At 36.7% G+C, this 18,313-nt stretch carries 12 protein-coding genes; 6 read left to right on the top strand and 6 right to left on the bottom strand.

The features are described 5' to 3' along the window. Positions 1-1,085 precede the first annotated feature (1,085 nt). Positions 1,086-1,787 carry a hypothetical protein gene (locus IPH52_19845; protein ID MBK7057254.1) on the bottom strand — a complete coding sequence of 234 codons (702 nt, stop codon included), beginning with the start codon at positions 1,785-1,787 and terminating at the stop codon, positions 1,086-1,088. Between the two features lie 198 nt (positions 1,788-1,985). After that, complete coding sequence (locus IPH52_19840; GenBank protein ID MBK7057253.1) at positions 1,986-2,741, bottom strand: NYN domain-containing protein; 756 nt, start codon at positions 2,739-2,741, stop codon at positions 1,986-1,988. 146 nt (positions 2,742-2,887) lie between these two features. On the opposite strand from IPH52_19840, the gene IPH52_19835 reads away from it, so the two are divergent. Next, positions 2,888-4,897 carry a SpoIIE family protein phosphatase gene (locus tag IPH52_19835; GenBank protein ID MBK7057252.1) on the top strand — a complete coding sequence of 670 codons (2,010 nt, stop codon included), beginning with the start codon at positions 2,888-2,890 and terminating at the stop codon, positions 4,895-4,897. 25 nt (positions 4,898-4,922) lie between these two features. Here the strand turns inward: IPH52_19835 and IPH52_19830 are convergent, their stop codons facing one another. Both IPH52_19830 and IPH52_19825 read right to left on the bottom strand, forming a co-directional pair. Beyond that, positions 4,923-6,110 carry a DUF445 family protein gene (locus tag IPH52_19830; GenBank protein ID MBK7057251.1) on the bottom strand — a complete coding sequence of 396 codons (1,188 nt, stop codon included), beginning with the start codon at positions 6,108-6,110 and terminating at the stop codon, positions 4,923-4,925. 416 nt (positions 6,111-6,526) lie between these two features. After that, on the bottom strand, positions 6,527-7,435 hold the full coding sequence (locus IPH52_19825) for an MBL fold metallo-hydrolase (protein ID MBK7057250.1): 909 nt from the start codon (positions 7,433-7,435) through the stop codon (positions 6,527-6,529). 95 nt (positions 7,436-7,530) lie between these two features. On the opposite strand from IPH52_19825, the gene IPH52_19820 reads away from it, so the two are divergent. From IPH52_19820 to IPH52_19800, 5 genes are read left to right on the top strand one after another with little or no spacing between them, the layout of a single operon-like run. After that, positions 7,531-8,805 carry a response regulator gene (locus tag IPH52_19820; GenBank protein MBK7057249.1) on the top strand — a complete coding sequence of 425 codons (1,275 nt, stop codon included), beginning with the start codon at positions 7,531-7,533 and terminating at the stop codon, positions 8,803-8,805. Then, the gene (locus tag IPH52_19815; GenBank protein MBK7057248.1) at positions 8,802-9,491 is read left to right on the top strand and encodes a VanW family protein; all 690 of its coding nucleotides are present in this window, start codon (positions 8,802-8,804) and stop codon (positions 9,489-9,491) included. Before IPH52_19820 ends, IPH52_19815 begins: the two co-directional genes overlap by 4 nt. After that, positions 9,488-9,856, top strand: a complete 369-nt coding sequence (locus IPH52_19810) for an STAS domain-containing protein (protein ID MBK7057247.1) — start codon at positions 9,488-9,490, stop codon at positions 9,854-9,856. The genes IPH52_19815 and IPH52_19810 overlap by 4 nt, the downstream gene beginning before the upstream one ends. Further along, positions 9,838-10,428 carry an AMMECR1 domain-containing protein gene (locus IPH52_19805; protein ID MBK7057246.1) on the top strand — a complete coding sequence of 197 codons (591 nt, stop codon included), beginning with the start codon at positions 9,838-9,840 and terminating at the stop codon, positions 10,426-10,428. The genes IPH52_19810 and IPH52_19805 overlap by 19 nt, the downstream gene beginning before the upstream one ends. 12 nt (positions 10,429-10,440) lie before the next feature. Then, complete coding sequence (locus IPH52_19800; protein ID MBK7057245.1) at positions 10,441-16,194, top strand: carboxypeptidase regulatory-like domain-containing protein; 5,754 nt, start codon at positions 10,441-10,443, stop codon at positions 16,192-16,194. Between the two features lie 443 nt (positions 16,195-16,637). Here IPH52_19800 and IPH52_19795 read toward each other — a convergent pair whose 3' ends face one another. Next, positions 16,638-17,408, bottom strand: a complete 771-nt coding sequence (locus IPH52_19795) for a glycosyltransferase family 2 protein (protein MBK7057244.1) — start codon at positions 17,406-17,408, stop codon at positions 16,638-16,640. Between the two features lie 15 nt (positions 17,409-17,423). Further along, positions 17,424-18,092, bottom strand: coding sequence for a histidine kinase (locus IPH52_19790; protein MBK7057243.1), 669 nt, complete (start codon positions 18,090-18,092; stop codon positions 17,424-17,426). Between the last annotated feature and the right edge of the window lie 221 nt (positions 18,093-18,313).

The raw sequence follows: 18,313 nt of genomic DNA, 5'->3' as shown, positions 1-18,313 counted from the left end.
GCGATTCTTTATTTTTATATAATTCGAAATGACTGTGATACTTTTTTACTTTGAGATGTTATGCGTATTATAGTGGCGATGGATATCCCCCCCCAAAAAAGAAATTACCACAAGGAACACAAAGGGAACTGCCACAAAGAGCACAAAGAAAGATTGTCACCATTGTGTGCTTTGTGAAAACCCTTGTGTCCTTAGTGTTAAGAAAATCTTGTTGGATAAAATTTCTGAACAAAGGCAAATACTAACTATCCGCCATTGTTGTTAGATAAATTTCTCATAGAGCAGAGTTAGATTACGCTTTATGATAGTGATGGATTTCTCAAAAAAGAAATTACCACAAGGGACACAAAGGGAACTGCCACAAAGAACACTAAGAAAAATTATTACCATTGTGTGCTTTGTGAAAACCCTTGTGTCCTTAGTGTTAAGAAAATCTTGTTGGATAAAGTCTCCTAACACAGGCAAATACCCACTACCCGCTTTACCGATTGTTGTTAGATAGATTTCTCACAGTGCAAAGTTAGATAGAGAATTATTGTTCTTTTGCGATTCTTTATTTTTATATAATTCGAAATGACTGTGATACTTTTTTACTTTGAGACGTTATGCGTATTATAGTGGCGATAGATTTCTCAAAAAAGAAATTACCACAAGGGACACAAAGGGAACTACCACAAAGAGCACTAAGAAAAAATATCGCCATTGTGTGCTTTGTGAATAGTATTTGCTATACAAATGATATGTTTTTTAAATTCTGTCTTGCTCTGAAAATCCCATTTTTTATTCTAGACAAATCTATGAGTGAAGACAAGAATATCCCTAATCCCTTTGGGCGAAAAGGTGGATAAAGGCAAACGGGGGAAAATTGGCTGATATGGTGCGTGAAGAAGAATATAGAAAAAAGAAATTAATCGCCGTTTAATCCGCTTAAGGAGCGACTAATCCCGATATACCTGATTTAGACGAAAAGGAAAACACAGTAAATCGCCGCGCCGATATTGCTGATAAAACCGGACTTGTATTTCCTTTGGAGTAATTTAAGAATTTACCACCGATAAAAGATACGATAGAGTTTTTGTTTCTTTCTAATTTTGATCTTTGATATTTGTTTGCATTTCTACATCTCTTGTTACAATGATTGATCCTAATACTATCAGAGGAGCTCCTACATGCGGGATAGGAGTTAGCAGGGTAAATAGCCAAATCACTCCAGTCATTGCGGGGTTAAAACTTGATTCAGTTTCAAATTTGAGGGTAATCTCTGTTACCTTGTTTCGCTCAATTTTTAATGCAGTGCATTGGATTGCCTCTCCCTGACTTTGCGGAAAGTGACAGGGTTTGTTTGTGTATGGGATTAATTCATACTGATTGCCATATATCTTATCTTCTAATTTTGGTCTATATCCAAATTGAACTGTTTTAGAAGTAAAATCTGAAATTAGAAGAGGTCTTATTATTGTATCGCTTACATGCAGATAAACAAAATAATCCCCTTCTTCCACTGCAAGCATTGAGTTTGCATTCTCTTTGATTGTTCCCCGTATTTCAAAATCATTTTCCTTTTCAAATGGTTTATTTTTATAATCAAATATAGGAAGTTTTTTCACTCCCCTTAATTCAACAGTGCTTCGAGAAAAAATTTCATCATTGACTGAATCAATTATTTTCAATTTTAAATAGCCAATACCTTCTGATTCTTTGTTTTGACTTTCCTTTGTAATTTGCTTAGTATCCGAGCAACCTAAAAGTAGAGATAGTATAAAAATTGAAAAGTAAATCTTAGCCATTATAAACTCCAACTGACTTGATAAAGGGAGAAAGCTGAGTTGAATACATGAACACAAAGTATTCATTGAATAAAAAATTAAAACCCTTCGTGTCCTTCGCGCTCTTCGTGGTTAAAAAAGAATTTCGAATGCACACTAATTAACCATTAACCATCGTATCTTTTATCGGTGCCCATCGGTGGTATTCTTTTAAATGTCTTATTTCGTCCTTACATAAAAGTGCGATATATTGTTCTTACCCGTTGGACGTTTGTCTATTTCGATTGTTTCGATTGTTTTAATCATATCGAGTAATTTTTTGTGACCATAGTTACGTGGATCAAAGTCTGGTTGTTTTTTTAGAATTAGATTTCCAAGAACACCTAGAAATACCCAACCGTCTTCTTCTGCTATATCGTTAATGCTTTCTGATATGAGTTGGATTAGATCATTGTCTATTTTCGCAACAGGAAGGAAGTCTTTCTTGTGACTGGATTTGGCTGTTGCTTTTACTTGTGGTTGGTATTTTGCTTCTTTGTGCAAGATTTCTATGTAGATGAATTTGTTACAGGATGCAATAAAGGGAGAAGGAGTTTTCTTTTCTCCGATACCGATTACTTTCATACCTGCTTCTCTGAGACGTGTGGCTAATCTAGTGAAATCGCTATCACTGGAAACAATACAAAATCCGTCAACACCACCTGTGTATAAAATATCCATCGCGTCTATGATGAGTGCTGAGTCACTTGAGTTCTTTCCTACTGTGTAGCTGTATTGCTGAATCGGAGTAATTGCATTTTCGAGTAAGACGGTCTTCCAACCGGATAGAGTCGGCTTTGTCCAATCTCCATAGATTCGTTTAAAAGTAGGAGTTCCATACTTTGCTACTTCTTCTAGCATTCCTTTTATGTTGGAATACGGAACATTATCCGCATCGATTAATACCGCTAATTTAAGTTCTTTTGTTGTGTCCATTGCTCTCGCCTTATTCACATTACGCGAAATACGCAAAGGGAGGCAAGTAGAAAAAAAACCATTTCCGAAATTGGAAGCCTACTCAATTTGTATATATTCGTATATATTCATTGACTTACAGCGTTAGCCTGTGTTCTAATGGTTTTATGTTTCGATTCATTGTGGCATTGTTTGCAGTGTTTTATGCTGCTTGTTTACTCGCAGACGATACAATTTTACTTCATCCTGATACCGACAAAGTCAACCTAAGCAAATCTGTTTTTGTTTATGAAGATCGCTTGAATGAACTAGATTTTGACGCCATAAGAACTTCTGCCTTAGAGGAAAAATTCCGTGCTAATGAAAGAGAGACTTTAAACTTTGGTTATAGCCCTTACGCGTATTGGCTTCGATTCGATCTTCAAAACTTAGATCCACAAACAAAGGATTGGTTCTTGGAAATCGGCTATTCCCATTTAGACTCGATTGAGTTTTATTATGAAATAGATCATGTTTGGAAAGTTAAAAAGTTTGGCGACAAATTACCATTTGCCCAAAGGGAAGTATTTAACAGATTCTTCGTATTGCCTTTAGAACTTCTTCCTGAAAAGAATTTTCGTTTCTATTTAAAAATCAATACCACTACAGCTTTCATCGTGCCACTCATTCTTTTTAAGACGCAGCCGTATTTAGAACACAATGCCCGACTGGAGACATGGTATGCCTTATTCTATGGAGCTATGGGAATTATGGCTATATACAATGGCTTTATTTTTTTTGCCTTTCGTAGTCAGAGTTATTTCTATTATTCTCTCAGCACATTTTTAACTTTGTTTTTTTATATAGCGTTTAACGGTCATGGCTTCCAATACTTATGGGGTGAAAGTATTCGATGGCAGAATCACTCTGTCATAATTTTAACATCTCTTTCCTGGATATCAGTGCTTGCCTTTGCAGACAGATTCTTGGAGTTTAAGAAGAATTTTCCGCGACTGCGACAAATTAGTATTTCCCTCGAAATCCTTTTTGGATTTGCTCTCTTTTCTATATTTATATCTTCGCGTCTTTGCATTCAGATTCAAAGTCTAGTTGCCATTTTTACTATTGTATTTATTTTCCTTTCCGGTCTTTATAGTTTGCATAAAGGAAATCGTTATGCAAGATACTTTGTAATTGCATGGTTTACTTTCTTAAGCGGCGCGACTCTGTTTATTTTATATCTCTTCAATATAATTGAACGAAATTTGATTACAATGAACGTAATGCAAATCGGTTCTCTTCTTGAATTAACTATTCTTTCTTTTGCGTTAGCCGATAGATATCAGATTATTCAGGATGAAAGCATTCGTGTGCAAAAGGAATCTCTGGAGGCACAGCGCAAGATCAACGAAATCCTTGAAGAGAAAGTGCATATTAGAACCTCAGAATTAAATTCCACTCTTAAACTGATTAAGAGCGACTTGGCTATGGCACAAAAAATTCAATCCGCTACACTTGCTACTAATTTGAATCAAAACAAGGATTTAGAAATAGTTGTTCGTTATATTTCCATGAGCGAAGTAGGGGGAGATTTTTACAGTGTGGATAAGATTGATAATGCGACGATACGAGTTTTTCTTGCCGATGCTACAGGCCATGGAGTGCAAGCCGCACTTATTATGATGGCGATCCAGGGAATCTATGATGGAATAAAAAACTTTGCACTCTCAGTCAATGAAATCATTGATATATTCAACAAAGAATTTATTCGTCGCTATGGAACGCTAAATAGTTTTCTTACTTGTATTCTAGTTGATATAGATACTGTAAATCATACTTTAACTTACTCCTCGGCAGGTCACCCGGCAGGACTAATTATTAAGAAAGGAAAAGAATTTCAGCTTCTCAAAAACACAGGAGGGCTTATTGGTGTTATCCGCAAAGATGGGTATGCTATCAAAGAATTTTCCTTCAATAAAGAGGACCGTCTATATATTTTTACGGATGGAGTCTTTGAACAGTTCATCGGAGAAGAAGAATTCGGTGAAGAAAGACTTCACCAAATTCTAATTGAGAATAAAGCAAAGCATATCAATGAATCATTAGACCAAGTAATCATTGAGCTAGAAAAATTTCTAGGGGATACAGGCAAACAAGACGATATTACCATGATTGGAATTGGATATAAAGAAATCTAATTTGCCGATTGCTGAATAATCCTTATTATCCGGGGAAGGCGAGCATATAAAACGCCTGACCTAGACCGACTAACGCACCTAGAACTGCTCCAATTAATATGAGCAAGAGTTCATCTTCTTGAAAAGCCGATCTAAGAATGGATTCAAACTCTTCGGGAGGAAGTGCTTTCATTCTGCTTGCCATTGTCTCTTCGATATCAATTGCCTCTTCTACATACTTTTCTATTTTTTCGATAGACTTAGGAGCGACCTCACTCATTCGTTTTACAATTTCTTCTCTGATCTCAAGGTATTTTTCCGAGCCCATTGCTACAGTGATAATTGGATGAGCTAATTGGGATGTGTTTTCAAAGGAACGAATGACTGCTTTCTTGATGAGTGCAAATACTTCATCCGCAGCACGACCATATATAATTTCTTCTAGAATGTTTCTTGAATTTAAAATCTTTTCCGCAACAAATTTTGCGTAAGCCTCTGACACTGCCGCCTGACGTTTCAAGAATATGCCCTGGTATTTGAAGAAGATATAATTCTTTTCATAGAAAGGACGAAAGATCATTTCAAGTGCAAGCCAATTAGTGAGGTAACCGACTATTACCCCCTGAATCGGAAGAGTCCACCAGATTGGAAAAAGAATCCAAACTCCCATTTGAATAAGACCAAGGAGTAAACCAAAATAAAGTCCTGATAATTCTATAAATCTAAATTCAGGTCCACCAACTGTTTGAAAGAGTTCAACAACAAGGACAACATTGTCTCCAGAGAGTTTTTTTAGAACCATTCCTTTTAAATCAAAGAATTGATAGACGTTCTTGCGGATACCAAGGATTATGCTCTTGACTGCATCTGGAATTTGTTTCTCTGTTTCTGCGTAGATTTGGTTTTTTACTAAGTCTGGAATTGCAGGCCAGAGTCCTGGTCTTATTTGATCTATAATGTCTTTCGTCAACTCACGAATCACCGGCTTGAGCATGGGCTTTAGTTCTTTTTCAATCATCGCCGGATCTACTTTATCAAAGATTTCTTCAATCTTAATAAGCCTACCTGTAATCACATCAACGGCACGAGTTGCCATCTTATGCGCCTTACGCGGTATTATCCCCTGCCAACCCAGATACGGGGGAATGCCCCAGAACTTGATTGGATAAAAAGTCATTTTGAGAGCAACCCAGTTAGTAAACCAACCAACGAACCCATAGGTCAACGGCATGATCAATATACCAATTAAATCTGCATGTTTGGAAAGAAATTCAGTCATTTGTTCACTACTCTAATTCCTAGTTTTAAAATAAAGTTTTTTTTAAAAAGAGAAAAATTGTTCTAGGCTTCGGTCAGCCTTCGGTTTGCCTTCGATTAGCGTTCGGTTTGCCTTCGATTAGGGGCTGAATAAAAACGAACCCAAATCTTGATTTATAGATCAAATTGCGGAAGCATTAAGAACGGTAATAATAAGAAAACTTATCGTATGGGAAAATTAGCAGAAAGGAAAATGAATTTGGTTTATAGTAGGTGGAAGGGAAGGCGCGCTAAAGATAGGAAGCTTCTTTGACGCTTACAACAAATAGCCCCAAAGGGGCGCAATATCTTCCGGCTAGTCTTCATCGGCAATATGGAGAAAGTAAATCTAATCTAATTACCAACTAAATCAACCTTATCCGCTGCTTTTTTAAATTCTGCTTTTTCTCCGATGCGTAGGAGTCTGATTTTTTCTTTTTGTCCTGATTTTTCCATTGCTTGTTTAATCATTTCCATTTCGCTTCCGCCTCTTCTATAAAAAGTGCTATGGTGAATTGGAATCATATACTTTGCATTAATGTCTTTGAAGATTTGCACTGCACCAAATGGATTTACATGCACTCCATTTCCAAGTCCACCGCCTGTAATCCAGCTAGCAGGTCCAACAGGAATTAACGCAATATCAATAGTATACGCTTTGCCGATTAGTTTAAAAATGGATTCATCGTAGCCAGTGTCCCCTCCAAAGAATACAGTGACTCCTTTGTATTCAAGGATATAACCCGTGTAAGGCTCACCGTCCCAGAAATTGTCAACAAGCCATCTACCACCGAAATGCTTTACTGGAACAGGTGTAATTTTTAATCCATCTAGCTCGAACGTTTTCATCGGATTAGCTGTATAGACGTTTTCAAACAATTCATCCGGAATGTAAGTCGTCCCGCCAACGGGAGCGAACAAGTGTTTAGAGCCTTTTAGTTTTCGAAGGGAGTTTTGGTCTAGGTGATCGAAGTGAGTGTGCGAAATTAAAATTGTATCTACTTTGTCCAATTTCTCTAAATCAATTCCCGGCTCGATAAACCTCTTCATGATGAGTCCAGTCGTAGTGCTAAAATTTGGATCTGTAATAATCCATTTATCATAAAAACGGATCAGAACGGTAGCGTGTCCAATCCAATAGAATTCTAATTTGCTCGGGTCTTCTATGGATTGTGGGGCAGGAGTGAAATTGGGCTTTAAGGTTGTATAAAACAAAGTGCAAGAAGTGAAAAAACTGAAAATGATTACCATAATAAAATGCATGATTTCACTGGAAAAGGAACAAAAACCGTTGGCAATCCTATTTTTCGGGTAAACAATTTTCTTGCTATTTTTTCCAATCGTTTTTTTCTACATTTATGTCTGAGAAAAACGAAATTTCTACTCCCGCTTATAAAAAAATATACAAAACATTTGTGATAACTGTCATAGCTTTGATTCTTTCCAGTCAAGCCATTACACAATTTTTTATTTATACCCAAAAATACGATGCGAATCGAATCAATATTGCAGGCAGACAGAGAATGCTAAGTCAAAATATTTCTAAGATGGTGTTGAAGATTCATTTGCAGAAAGATACTCCACTAGAAGAAGATTTCCAAAAACTAGAAAGTCTCAAGAAACTCTTTATTTCGTCAGAGAATGCAATTTTAGAAGGCAGTAAAGAATTAGAAATACCAGAGAATAATAGCGAGTTGGCTCTTTCATTGTTTACAACACTTAAGCCTCATACAGATTCCATTGCCCAGATTGTAGATACGCTCCTACGAGAAAGAAAAATTGAAGGAGCAACGATTCAAAGTCTTTATTTGCATGAATCCGAATTCTTAAAGACTATGGACAAGATCGTTTCCGTATACAGCCACGAGAGTGTCACTAGAACTTCTCGTCTACAGTTGATAGAATCTGCTCTTGCTCTATTTGCAGTGATTGTGATTCTTTTTGAAATTGGATTTTTATATCGTCCCTTGATTCACAGACTTACAGAGGATAATAAGGAATTAGCCAAACAGAAAAAAATTCTCGAAGATTATTCTTTTCTTCTATCACATAAAGTTCGTAAGCATGTTGCCAATTTACTAGGTCTGATGAATACGATTAATCCGAACAATATGATCGAGATTAAGGAATACTTTCATTACATAAGACAATCTGTTGTTGAATTAGACAATGTAAGCCGAGAGTTAGAAGATGAATCAGTCACGATAGATTCGATTGTAACAATTAATAGCGTAGATTCTACAAAAAAATATGAGACCTTCGAAAAACTACGCACTGTTATGCTCATTGACGATGATAAAATTACAAATATACTCACAAAGAAACTTTTACTTAAACACAATCCAGAAATGAAAGTGGAAATTTTTAATAGTCCATTTGAATCTATAGAGCACTTAGAAAAATTGAAAGGGAATAATTGGGAGATGCCCATAATATTTTTAGATATCAATATGCCAATGATGAATGGATGGCAATTCTTAGAAAAAATAGCTTCACAGAATATGAGTCCTACAATTTACATTTTAACATCTTCCGTTGATAGGAATGATATAGAAAAGGCAAGAACTTATAAAAACGTAAAAGCATTTCTTACAAAACCACTGACTGTAGAAAAAATGCCTACCTTCGTATGAAGATTTTACTCGTTCTATTTTTCATTGGTTTACAATCCTTATCCTCCTCTGAAGAAATTTTACTTCAGAGCTTTTCTACTTCCATTGAAAAGCAAAATACTGACGTTAAGCGCAACCTCGCTCTAGCAGTAGAAAAATTAAATGGAGTAAGAATAGAACCAAATGTTGTATTCTCTTTTAGTGATGTAGTAGGAGAAGCTTCTGTTCAAAATGGATTTGTTGCGGGAAGAGTTTTTTACTGGAATGAAGCAATCTATGAACCGGGTGGTGGACTTTGTCAGGTTTCATCTACACTTTTCAATTTGCTTTTACTCAGTGGGTTTGTGATTAAAGAAAGACACAAGCATAGTCAGCCTGTGAGCTATGTTCCAATGGGACTTGATGCAACGATTTTTTATGGAAAGAAAAATTTGCGAATGCTAAATCCCCACGCGCAAAGCTTTAGACTCACTGCTGAAATTACGGAGACCAGTCTGACTTTTTCCCTTTACGGAAACTCTCCCTTGCTAGAAAGATTTGAGCTTGAAACCGAGGAAGAGGAGCACGAACTTCCAATCATCAAAAAAGAAAAGTCCTATCGAAATGCATTTTCCATTTACGTGTATAGAAAAAAATACCGCGGAGAAAATTTGCTTGAAACTTCTTTATTGTATAAGGATTTTATACCAGCAGTGTATTTCAAATGAAAGACGATATTACCGACTTAAAACTTATTACTAGTGTGATTGGAAGTGTAAACCTGATTCAAATAGCGGGTAATATTGATTTATACACAACTCCTGAACTAAAAGATGTCTTTGATGCTTTAAACAAAGAGAATAGTCATAAGATTTTGCTCGATCTATTAAATGTCCGCTTCATTGATTCCTCCGGTCTAGGAATTCTTGTGACGCAGGCGCTCTACTTACAAAAAAGAAATCATGTTCTAAAATTTATTAATGTAAACTCTACCATCAATCATGTTTTTTCACTGGGCGGATTTACTCGCTCCTTTAAAAAGTATACCTCGCAAGAAATGGCATTAGAAACTACATGGGAATTCGAAGCCTAGCACTTCTTATTTACATAGTTTACTTTTTTCCTCTATTAGGTGAGGAAAATTCTTTAGAGGAATGGAAGAAATTTTCAAAGACAAAATCATCTGATCGGGTAATGGAATTTATCCGCTGCACAGCAACTGCCGAATTGAGTTTAAAATCCTGTGATTTGAGTGTCCCTGAAACTCCTTCTTTTTTTGGAGAGCTTGGAGTTTTTATCACCATTGTAAATAAAGGAAAAGTGCGCGGATGCTTTGGTGCCTTCCGTCATAAGAATACGCAACTAGCTACAGTGCTCGAAGAATATATAAGAGGCGCGCTAAGGAATGATCCCCGTTATCCTCCACTCGAAATCGAAGAGCTTAAGACTGCTTATTTTATTTTAACAATAGCAGACTCACCCGTTCCTGTAGCGGATACGGGTGCGATTGCACTAGGTAGATTCGGCGTTTACCTCACCAAAGAAAATGGAACTGGCAGTGTATATGTTCCCGGAGAAATCAAATCTCATTCCGGTTTAAAAAGAATTATTCAAAAAGAAAAAGCATTAGACGTAAGCGTATTTAAAGCAATATTAATTAGATAAGAGGGAAATAGTATGTTTGGAAGAAAAAATAAGATTACCACCGATGGACACCGATGGGCACCGATAGACAACGATAAGGGCGCTGGATTATTTTGGGAAGTCTTGAGTGGTATATGCAGAATTACCCCTGTCACATCGAACCTGCTTCCACCCTTTCGCTTCGCTCACACTACCGCCAAGCGATGTGAGATGTCTATATTGCTTAAGGCTACTAGTTATTTGTCAGATAGATTTCTCACGATGGGGCATGTTCGAAATGACCGTAATTCAAATCCCATCCGTGTTCACACATTCGACAAGCTCAGTGCAAGTCTGTGTTCATTCCCTTCGGCGTTTGGTCGCGCCCAACGCCTTCGCATGGTATTCCTTTTATTCCTCTTACTGGCATACAGCATTTACCCGCAGGAGGCGAAGGTTGCAGAAGAAAGTTTTACTTCTAAGAATGTTTACGAAGGATATGTGTTAGAGGCTAATACCAAACGCGGAATTGAAAATGCAACTGTTGAGATGAAAAATCAAAACCTGGGTGTCGGGTATTATACTGTTAAGACGGATAATAAAGGTTATTTCCAAATCAAAGATTTTATTCCAGAGATTAATTATAAACTCTCGATCCAGGCTAGCGGTTATGTAAACTTTACCTCTGAGGGAAGTATTCAGCAGACAAAGGAGAAAGCAAAGTATTTCTTAGCCAAGGAGGGAATTTTACAGGGTGTAGTAAAGGACTCGCGCGGTAAAAATTTGGAAGGAGTAGAAGTAAAGATTAAGCCTGATAATTATTACTCCAATTCGAATAAGTCCCAAACTACAACTACGAATGCTAAAGGATATTATAAATTCGAAAAATTGACCGAAGGCTCTTATTCTGTTAGCTTTGAAAAATCAGGTCGAATTTCCGAGACTGCCCGCATTAAGAAACTCAAATCAGGGGAAAAATTCAACTTGCCGATGCGACTCTTTAAGACTGCTTCTCTTTCGGGAACTGTTTTGATTGAAGGCTTGAATGTTCCGGCGATTGGGATTAATGCAGTGTTATCCTCACTTCGAGTAAATCATAGTGCGGTGACATTTTCTAATGGGGAATTTAGAATCGAAGATATAAAGCCCGGCAAATACAATTTAAAAATTTCTCACCGCGGGTTTCATGAAATTACAAAAGAAAATGTTATCATTACCGAAGGCAAAGATTACGAGAAACAAAACTTCATTGTTAAACCAAAAGAGCCAGGAATTACAGTTAGCACAAACCGATATGTATTCTCTCCTGCCGATAAAATTCAATTTGATCTAAGAACATTTCGAATTGAAAAAGTAAACATCAAAGTCTACCAGATTCCAGAAAGCCTGCAAGCAGAAATGCTACTAGTGCAAGATAGCGCAAAGATAGATGCAAAAGAAAAAAAGTTTAAGCTCATCACTGAATGGGAAGAAACGATGCGCAATTTCCAACTCTACGATTGGAATTATATGGAGCTAAATTTAAAAGACAAACTTCCAACTGCGACTTATATGATTGAAGTGACTGGTGAGGGTAATAAGTATTATTCTAAGAAGTTTTTTAGTGTTACTTCGATTGGAATTGTAGTGAAGCGTTCGATTGATTCTGTGTTTGTATACGCGAGTGATTTAATTTCCAATCTACCCATGGCTAATGCAAAGTTTTATTTTTATGAAGATTTACCTCCTGTCAAAGATGCTAAAACGACTAATACGGATAATTCTCAATCGAATTCGGATGAGTCTTATTCCAATGACGATAATGCAGACTATTCCGATAGGTTTGTGGTAAAACCTGCAAATATTTCCAATTATAATTTCAAATTAGTCCACGAAGCAATTGCAGATGAATCAGGAATCTTTCAATTTCCAACTAAGACTAAAGCAAATATTCTAGTTGTTGCTGTGGGAAAAGATGGAAGCAATGCTTTTTCGGAAACAGGAAAGCCTAAGTCCTATGCAAATGAGCAAAATAAATTTTTCATCTACACAGAGCGACCTGTATACCGCGCTGGTGATACTGTATTTTTTAAGATCATTGGCAAAAAGAGCGAAGGAAAATTTCTTCCTGACGCAAAGGTGAAAGTAACTTATAATATTACCAATCCAGAAGGGGAAAATCTCGAATCAAAGGAAGTCGAGCTAGATGAATGGGGAACTTACAGCGGAGAATTTACTTCTAAAAACCAAGATGCACTCGGTGAGTATGGAATTAACGTTTCGAAGGGAGAACAGGGAGTAGCCGTTAGTGGTTCTGCTTACTTCTTTATTGAGCAGTATCGTAAACCTGAATACAAAGTAGAAATTACTCCTGCTGAGAATGCATACGTCAACGGGGAAACTGCTGAGTTTAAAGTAGAAGCAAAGTATTTCTTCGGCGCTCCCCTTGCCAATGCAAATGTAAGTTTTCGGTTTTATGAAAATAAACTAAGAGATACAAACACTACGTATTGGTGGGAAGAAGAGTATGAGTCAAATTCTTCTTACAATCAGATTCGTATGGAGGGTGACAAGGAGTTAAACGAAAACGGTCTTGCACTCTTAAAATTTAAATTGGGAAATTATCCCTACGATAGACAGATTACACTCGAAGCAACTGTTATCGACAAATCAAATGTATCGATTACTTCCCGCAAAACAATTACAGTAGGTCGTGGAAAGTTTTACATTAAAATCAATCCAGTGAATTCTTTCTATTATACAAAGGATAAAAAGGAATTTGAAATTAAAACTTTAGATTATGAAGGCAAGCCTGTTTCGGCTAACGTTACTTTGCAATTCTTTCGTTATATTTGGAAGCCCTGGCAAAGAGTCTATGTGCATGAAGAAAAGCCTGTCTTTATTCAAAAGATTAGCACGGATGAAAAAGGAATTTATAAATTAGAGTTAAATAGTGAGTTATCCGCCGCTGGTGAATTCGATATTGTAGCTACATCGAGCGATGCCTTACAAAATCAAATCACTGCCTCGCGGGTAATCTGGCTTTACTCCGGAACCAATGACAGAATGGAATCCAAGTTCAAGAATTTGGAATTGACTTTAGATAAATCCGCAATTGACAAACCGGGGGAAATTACTGTTCTCCTCAAAAGTAAATTCGTAGACAATTATGTTTGCGTGACTTTAGAAGGAAGAGACATCTATGACAGAAAAGTAGTCAAGATGGATGGAAATTTACAAGCGGTTAAGTTAAATATAAAGCCAGAATACGCGCCCAATTTATTTATCACAGCAACCATGCAAAAGAATCAGGCACTTTATACGACCAGTCAGGGATTGGAGTTTCCGCATGTAGATACAAGAGTGATGATTAAAGTCAAAGCGGATAAGGAAAAGTATCTGCCAAGAGAAACTGTTAAAGTAGAAGTGACTGCCACAAACGAAGAAGGAAAGCCGGTAGAAGGAGATTTTTCTTTAGGTGTAGTGGATGAAGCAATTTATCAGATTCGTCCCGATCATACGAGTGCAATGAATCCATTTTTCTATTCTAAAATTTCCAACTGGGTATCGACTAATTATTCTTATCCGATGACTCTTCTTGCGGGAACTACAAAAGACGGACGCGATCCACTGGTTCGAGAAAACTTTAAAGACACAGCCTTTTGGAAGTCAGATCTCAGAACAGGAAAAGACGGAAAGGCTAGTCTAAGTTTTGAAGTGCCTGATAATCTCACTGAATGGCGACTGACGCTTCGTGGACATGACATGGAAGGAAGAGTAGGTGAGACGACTAGTGCTGTGCTTGTGACTCAGGATTTAGTTACAAGAATTGCAAAGCCCCGCTTTTTAACTGAGTCGGATAAACTTAGCATCATTGGAATTGTGAATAATAATTCCAAGGAAGGAATGCAAGAAGTGAAAACAGAAATGCTTATTAATGATAAGGAAGTAAAGCCGGAAGAAAAAGAAAAGGTAAGTCTTCCTCCTTTTGGAGCGTCAAAACAACATTATGCGATAACAGTTCCAAATGAAGATTCCGTAAAAATTCAATTTAAAGCAATTGCAAATGAAAAAGCAAAGGATGCGATTTTGCATAAGCTTCCTGTATATAAAAACGGAATTGCATTTAAAATGGCAGATCAAGGTGACATGGGAGAAAATTCTACTGTCAAATTAAATCCAACTAAGAATGATAAGAACATTTCTGCCTTCGCAGATGAGTTAGAAATTTCAGTGAATCCAAGTCCGATTGAAAAGATTTGTAACGCGAGTGATTTTCTAGCTGAGTATCCTTATGGTTGTGTGGAGCAGACATTGAATAGATTTCTGCCAGCAGTAGAAATCTGGTATTTAAACAGCAAAGGAAAAATTCCATCCATTAAAGAAGATCCCAAGTTACTTGATAAGGTGAAAGAAGGAATAAAGCGATTAGAAGAAATGCAAAATGAAGATGGAACTTGGGGCTGGTGGAGTGGAGATGCGGGTAATGAGTATTTAACCGGCTATGTAATGGCGGGACTTCATAATCCTTATCCTAGAAATATCATTTTTGAAATGGAAATGAATCAGAAAATAAGTCTTCTCTTTGAGCCGACAGAGGCTGTAAATAAAGGAAAGGCTGCCATTCAAAGAATGCTTTCTAATCCACAGAGTATGGATGACGATGCACGCGCTTACTTGTTGTATGTCGCAAGTCTCTATGAACTATGGAGTCCTTCTTCTTATGAAAAATTAGTAAAGAAAGAAGATTTGAGTCCCTATGCAAAATCATTTTTACTAAAAGCATTAGTCCATGTTTCCCCAAAAGCATTTACAAAAGAGGGTGAGAAACAAGTAGCTGAGTTAAAAAAACAAATTCCTTCACTCCTTGAAAAATTAAAGTCTGCACAGAAAAAAGATAACAAGGGAGTCTATTTTGAAAACTCCGAAGGATCGTATTATAGTTGGCAGGGAGGCAATGCAGAAGTATCCGCTCATGTGCTTTCTGCGATCTTAGACGCTGAGGATAAATCTTCGTTGCCTGCAAGTCTTATGAGTTCCCTTCAGAAGAGAAGTAGTGGTGGACTTTGGAGTTCTACAAAGGAGACTGCGACTGTAATATCTGCAATTACCAAATACTTAGATAAGAAAGGTGCAAAGTTTTCTTCTAAGGGTAAGGTAGATTTTGCACTCAATGGAAAACCTGTTACGAGTATTGAGTATGATACTTCAAAGACTTCCCGTGAGTTAAAGAAGTATATACCGCTAAAGGAGAATGCAAAGAACTATGCAGTTACTGCAACAGGAACCAAGTCCTCTGATCTAAGTTTTGATTTAGCCTTAAAAGGAACTTTGAAATTCAAAGACAAAGATTTACTTAGCTCAGAAACACAAGCAAGCATTGATTCTTTAAGAAATGGATTAAAGATAAAACGAAGTTTTAATTCGGTGAAGCGAATTAGGGATATGAATAACCAGGAATACTTAGTTCCCTATACTCTCGTTGGTGGTAAATTGCAAGTAGGCGAAGAGTTATTGGTAAAAATTCAATTTAAGGCAGATAAGGATTATGAGTATTTGCTACTGGAAGATTTCCTTCCTTCTGGTTTCGAAGTGACAAAGACGGATGCCTATGAGGGTATTCAGTATTATACGCATTCAGAAAGACGGGATGAAAAGATGGCATTCTTCTTTAGTAAGCTTAAGAAAGGAAAAGTCTATGAAATCGCCTACATGATTCGCGCCGAGCTTCCCGGAAGTTTTAATGTAAAACCATCCCGAATGGAATGTATGTATGCACCCGAGATTCAAGGATTTAGTTTACCGGAAAAACTGATTGTAGAGAAGTAAGCGTAGGGATATTCTTTTTAAGAAAGTAAGAATATTTGATACAGAGTTTGAAGTTGTCACCCCCGAAATTTTCAATCGGGGGTCTCAATGACTAGAAAGTTTTATTCCAGTCATTTCGAACGGCTTCACCATGAGAAATCTATCTGACAAAGAAACAAAAAAGCTATTCACCATACTTCGACTCCGCTCAGTATAAACTCCGAACATAAGGGAGGAAAGCTCGCCTGATAATATAATAGACTTTTTACCTAAGAGCCACATAGAAGGGACGTAGAAGCCACCAAATTGCCCTTCTTCGGCTTGTATGTCGCTTTTATTCTAGAATTAGATTGGTTTTAGATATTAGCCCCACTAATACCTCTCAACTTCCAAGAGTAGTCGGAATCAAATGCGCCCTTATTGATATAAATGTAAAAGATCAATCTGGAACAAGAAAATCTTCCCTAATCTTTTCTCTTTTTCTTACGATGCATCTCGTAGAGCTTAATGTATTTTAAAAAATTATAATACGATCCGAGGATAGCAATAATTAGCCCCACCTTACCGTCCAGAAAACCAAATCGAATGAAATACATGGATATAAATTTCCAGATTGCCTCTGCGATTGCAAGTGTAAGACCAGATTTTTTTCCTTTCTTAAATTTCTCTACAGCGCATAATTCTGAGTATCTATCAATGAACTTTAGATGATCGGAAATGTTGCGATAGGAATAGTGCCAGAGTGGGTTTTTAAAATAGGAAGTTTTCCCTTGTATGGAAACCGTTTCATGAACTAAGAGACCGGAAAATTCTCCTTTCTCTTTTCTGAAGAAACGCATTTGATAATTTGGATACCATCCACCATGGCGAATCCACTTATCCATATAAAAGCTGAGACGTGGAATATAGAACCCTGATATGTCTTTGACATTATCAATCGTTACATTTAAAATTTCCTTTTTTAAATCAGAAGATATTTCTTCGTCAGCATCTAAGGCTAATACCCATTCGTTCTTGGAAAGACTTTTGCAGTAGTTCTTTTGATTGATATAAGTATCAAATTTTCTATAATAAATATTGGTTTTAGGAAATTCACGAGCGATTACTGTCGTGTTATCCGTTGAGCCGGAGTCCACGATTATTATTTCATCTACAAAATCTAGACTTAATAGACAACGCCTAATATTGTCTTCCTCATTTAGAGTGATGATACATACTGATATAGGAATGGTCATTCGGTGCTATTAATTTTAATGTCTGTGAGCTTTAAATTCATTCGTAAATGGTATTTCTAATCTTGCTGAAGTGTATTCATCTGTTATAGAGATTCGAAAAAGATTAGGATCTATTCCTTCGCCTTTCATCATGATGATAATAAGAGCAAGACCAAGTCCCGCGCCCTCCGTATTATCCGCGTTATCCATATAAAACTGCGCCAAATCGTCATAACCCATTGCCATAGCAAGTTTTTCTCGTAGAGATTTTTCTTCTTGCTTTGCAATTAATGTATTGTTGCGGATTTCTATTGTTAGCCCACTTTCTACATACTCGAATATAATCATGCAATAATAATCTTTTAACTTACATTTAGGCGCATATAACTCACCCATGTTCTCGCTAAAAATTTTTTTATACTGTTTGATGCCGATTTCGTAATGCTCAGCGTTTGTAATATCAAAATTATTTTCTTCAAAAAATACTCTTTTCTGATTCGCTTTCGTGGCGTTGATAATTAATTCTTTTAGAACTGTGTAAAGAATTGGAGTCAAACGCTCACGTTCGTATTTTTTGAGGATTTGACTTAGGGTTTCCTGCACCCTTTCTTCGAGATGCCGTGAGGTTCTATATGCTTTAAATACAATTTCTTTTTCGGTTTCAGTTGTGATTTCCATATCAAACTGAGAATCTAATTGGTTCATTGACATGTTTTAATACTTATCTTATTCCAAAAACTTTGTCAAACGCGTTATTTTTTTTTACTTTTTTTTGGATAAAAAATACAAAATGGGTTTGACATTGTAGGGGCTGGAAATATTATGGAAAAACATTCAGAGCAACGAAGAGCTTGTTAGAAGTTTCCGAAGGTAGCGAAAGCGACCAGAGTAGGAGATGGAAGAGAGCGAGAGAAGTTCTTTTACAA

It is taken from the genome of Leptospiraceae bacterium (genome assembly GCA_016708435.1).
Lineage (GTDB): Bacteria > Spirochaetota > Leptospiria > Leptospirales > Leptospiraceae > UBA2033.
Note: the sequence above shows the minus strand (reverse complement) of the source record. Positions and strands in the feature narration are given on the sequence as shown.

What these genes read in the sequence shown, in the direction of transcription:
- IPH52_19845 (MBK7057254.1), bottom strand. Translation starts at nt 1,787, where the DNA reads ATGGCTAAGATTTACTTTTCAATTTTTATACTATCTCTACTTTTAGGT.
- IPH52_19840 (MBK7057253.1), bottom strand. Translation starts at nt 2,741, where the DNA reads ATGGACACAACAAAAGAACTTAAATTAGCGGTATTAATCGATGCGGAT.
- IPH52_19835 (MBK7057252.1), top strand. Translation starts at nt 2,888, where the DNA reads ATGTTTCGATTCATTGTGGCATTGTTTGCAGTGTTTTATGCTGCTTGT.
- IPH52_19825 (MBK7057250.1), bottom strand. Translation starts at nt 7,435, where the DNA reads ATGCATTTTATTATGGTAATCATTTTCAGTTTTTTCACTTCTTGCACT.
- IPH52_19820 (MBK7057249.1), top strand. Translation starts at nt 7,531, where the DNA reads ATGTCTGAGAAAAACGAAATTTCTACTCCCGCTTATAAAAAAATATAC.
- IPH52_19815 (MBK7057248.1), top strand. Translation starts at nt 8,802, where the DNA reads ATGAAGATTTTACTCGTTCTATTTTTCATTGGTTTACAATCCTTATCC.
- IPH52_19810 (MBK7057247.1), top strand. Translation starts at nt 9,488, where the DNA reads ATGAAAGACGATATTACCGACTTAAAACTTATTACTAGTGTGATTGGA.
- IPH52_19805 (MBK7057246.1), top strand. Translation starts at nt 9,838, where the DNA reads ATGGGAATTCGAAGCCTAGCACTTCTTATTTACATAGTTTACTTTTTT.
- IPH52_19800 (MBK7057245.1), top strand. Translation starts at nt 10,441, where the DNA reads ATGTTTGGAAGAAAAAATAAGATTACCACCGATGGACACCGATGGGCA.
- IPH52_19795 (MBK7057244.1), bottom strand. Translation starts at nt 17,408, where the DNA reads ATGACCATTCCTATATCAGTATGTATCATCACTCTAAATGAGGAAGAC.
- IPH52_19790 (MBK7057243.1), bottom strand. Translation starts at nt 18,092, where the DNA reads ATGAACCAATTAGATTCTCAGTTTGATATGGAAATCACAACTGAAACC.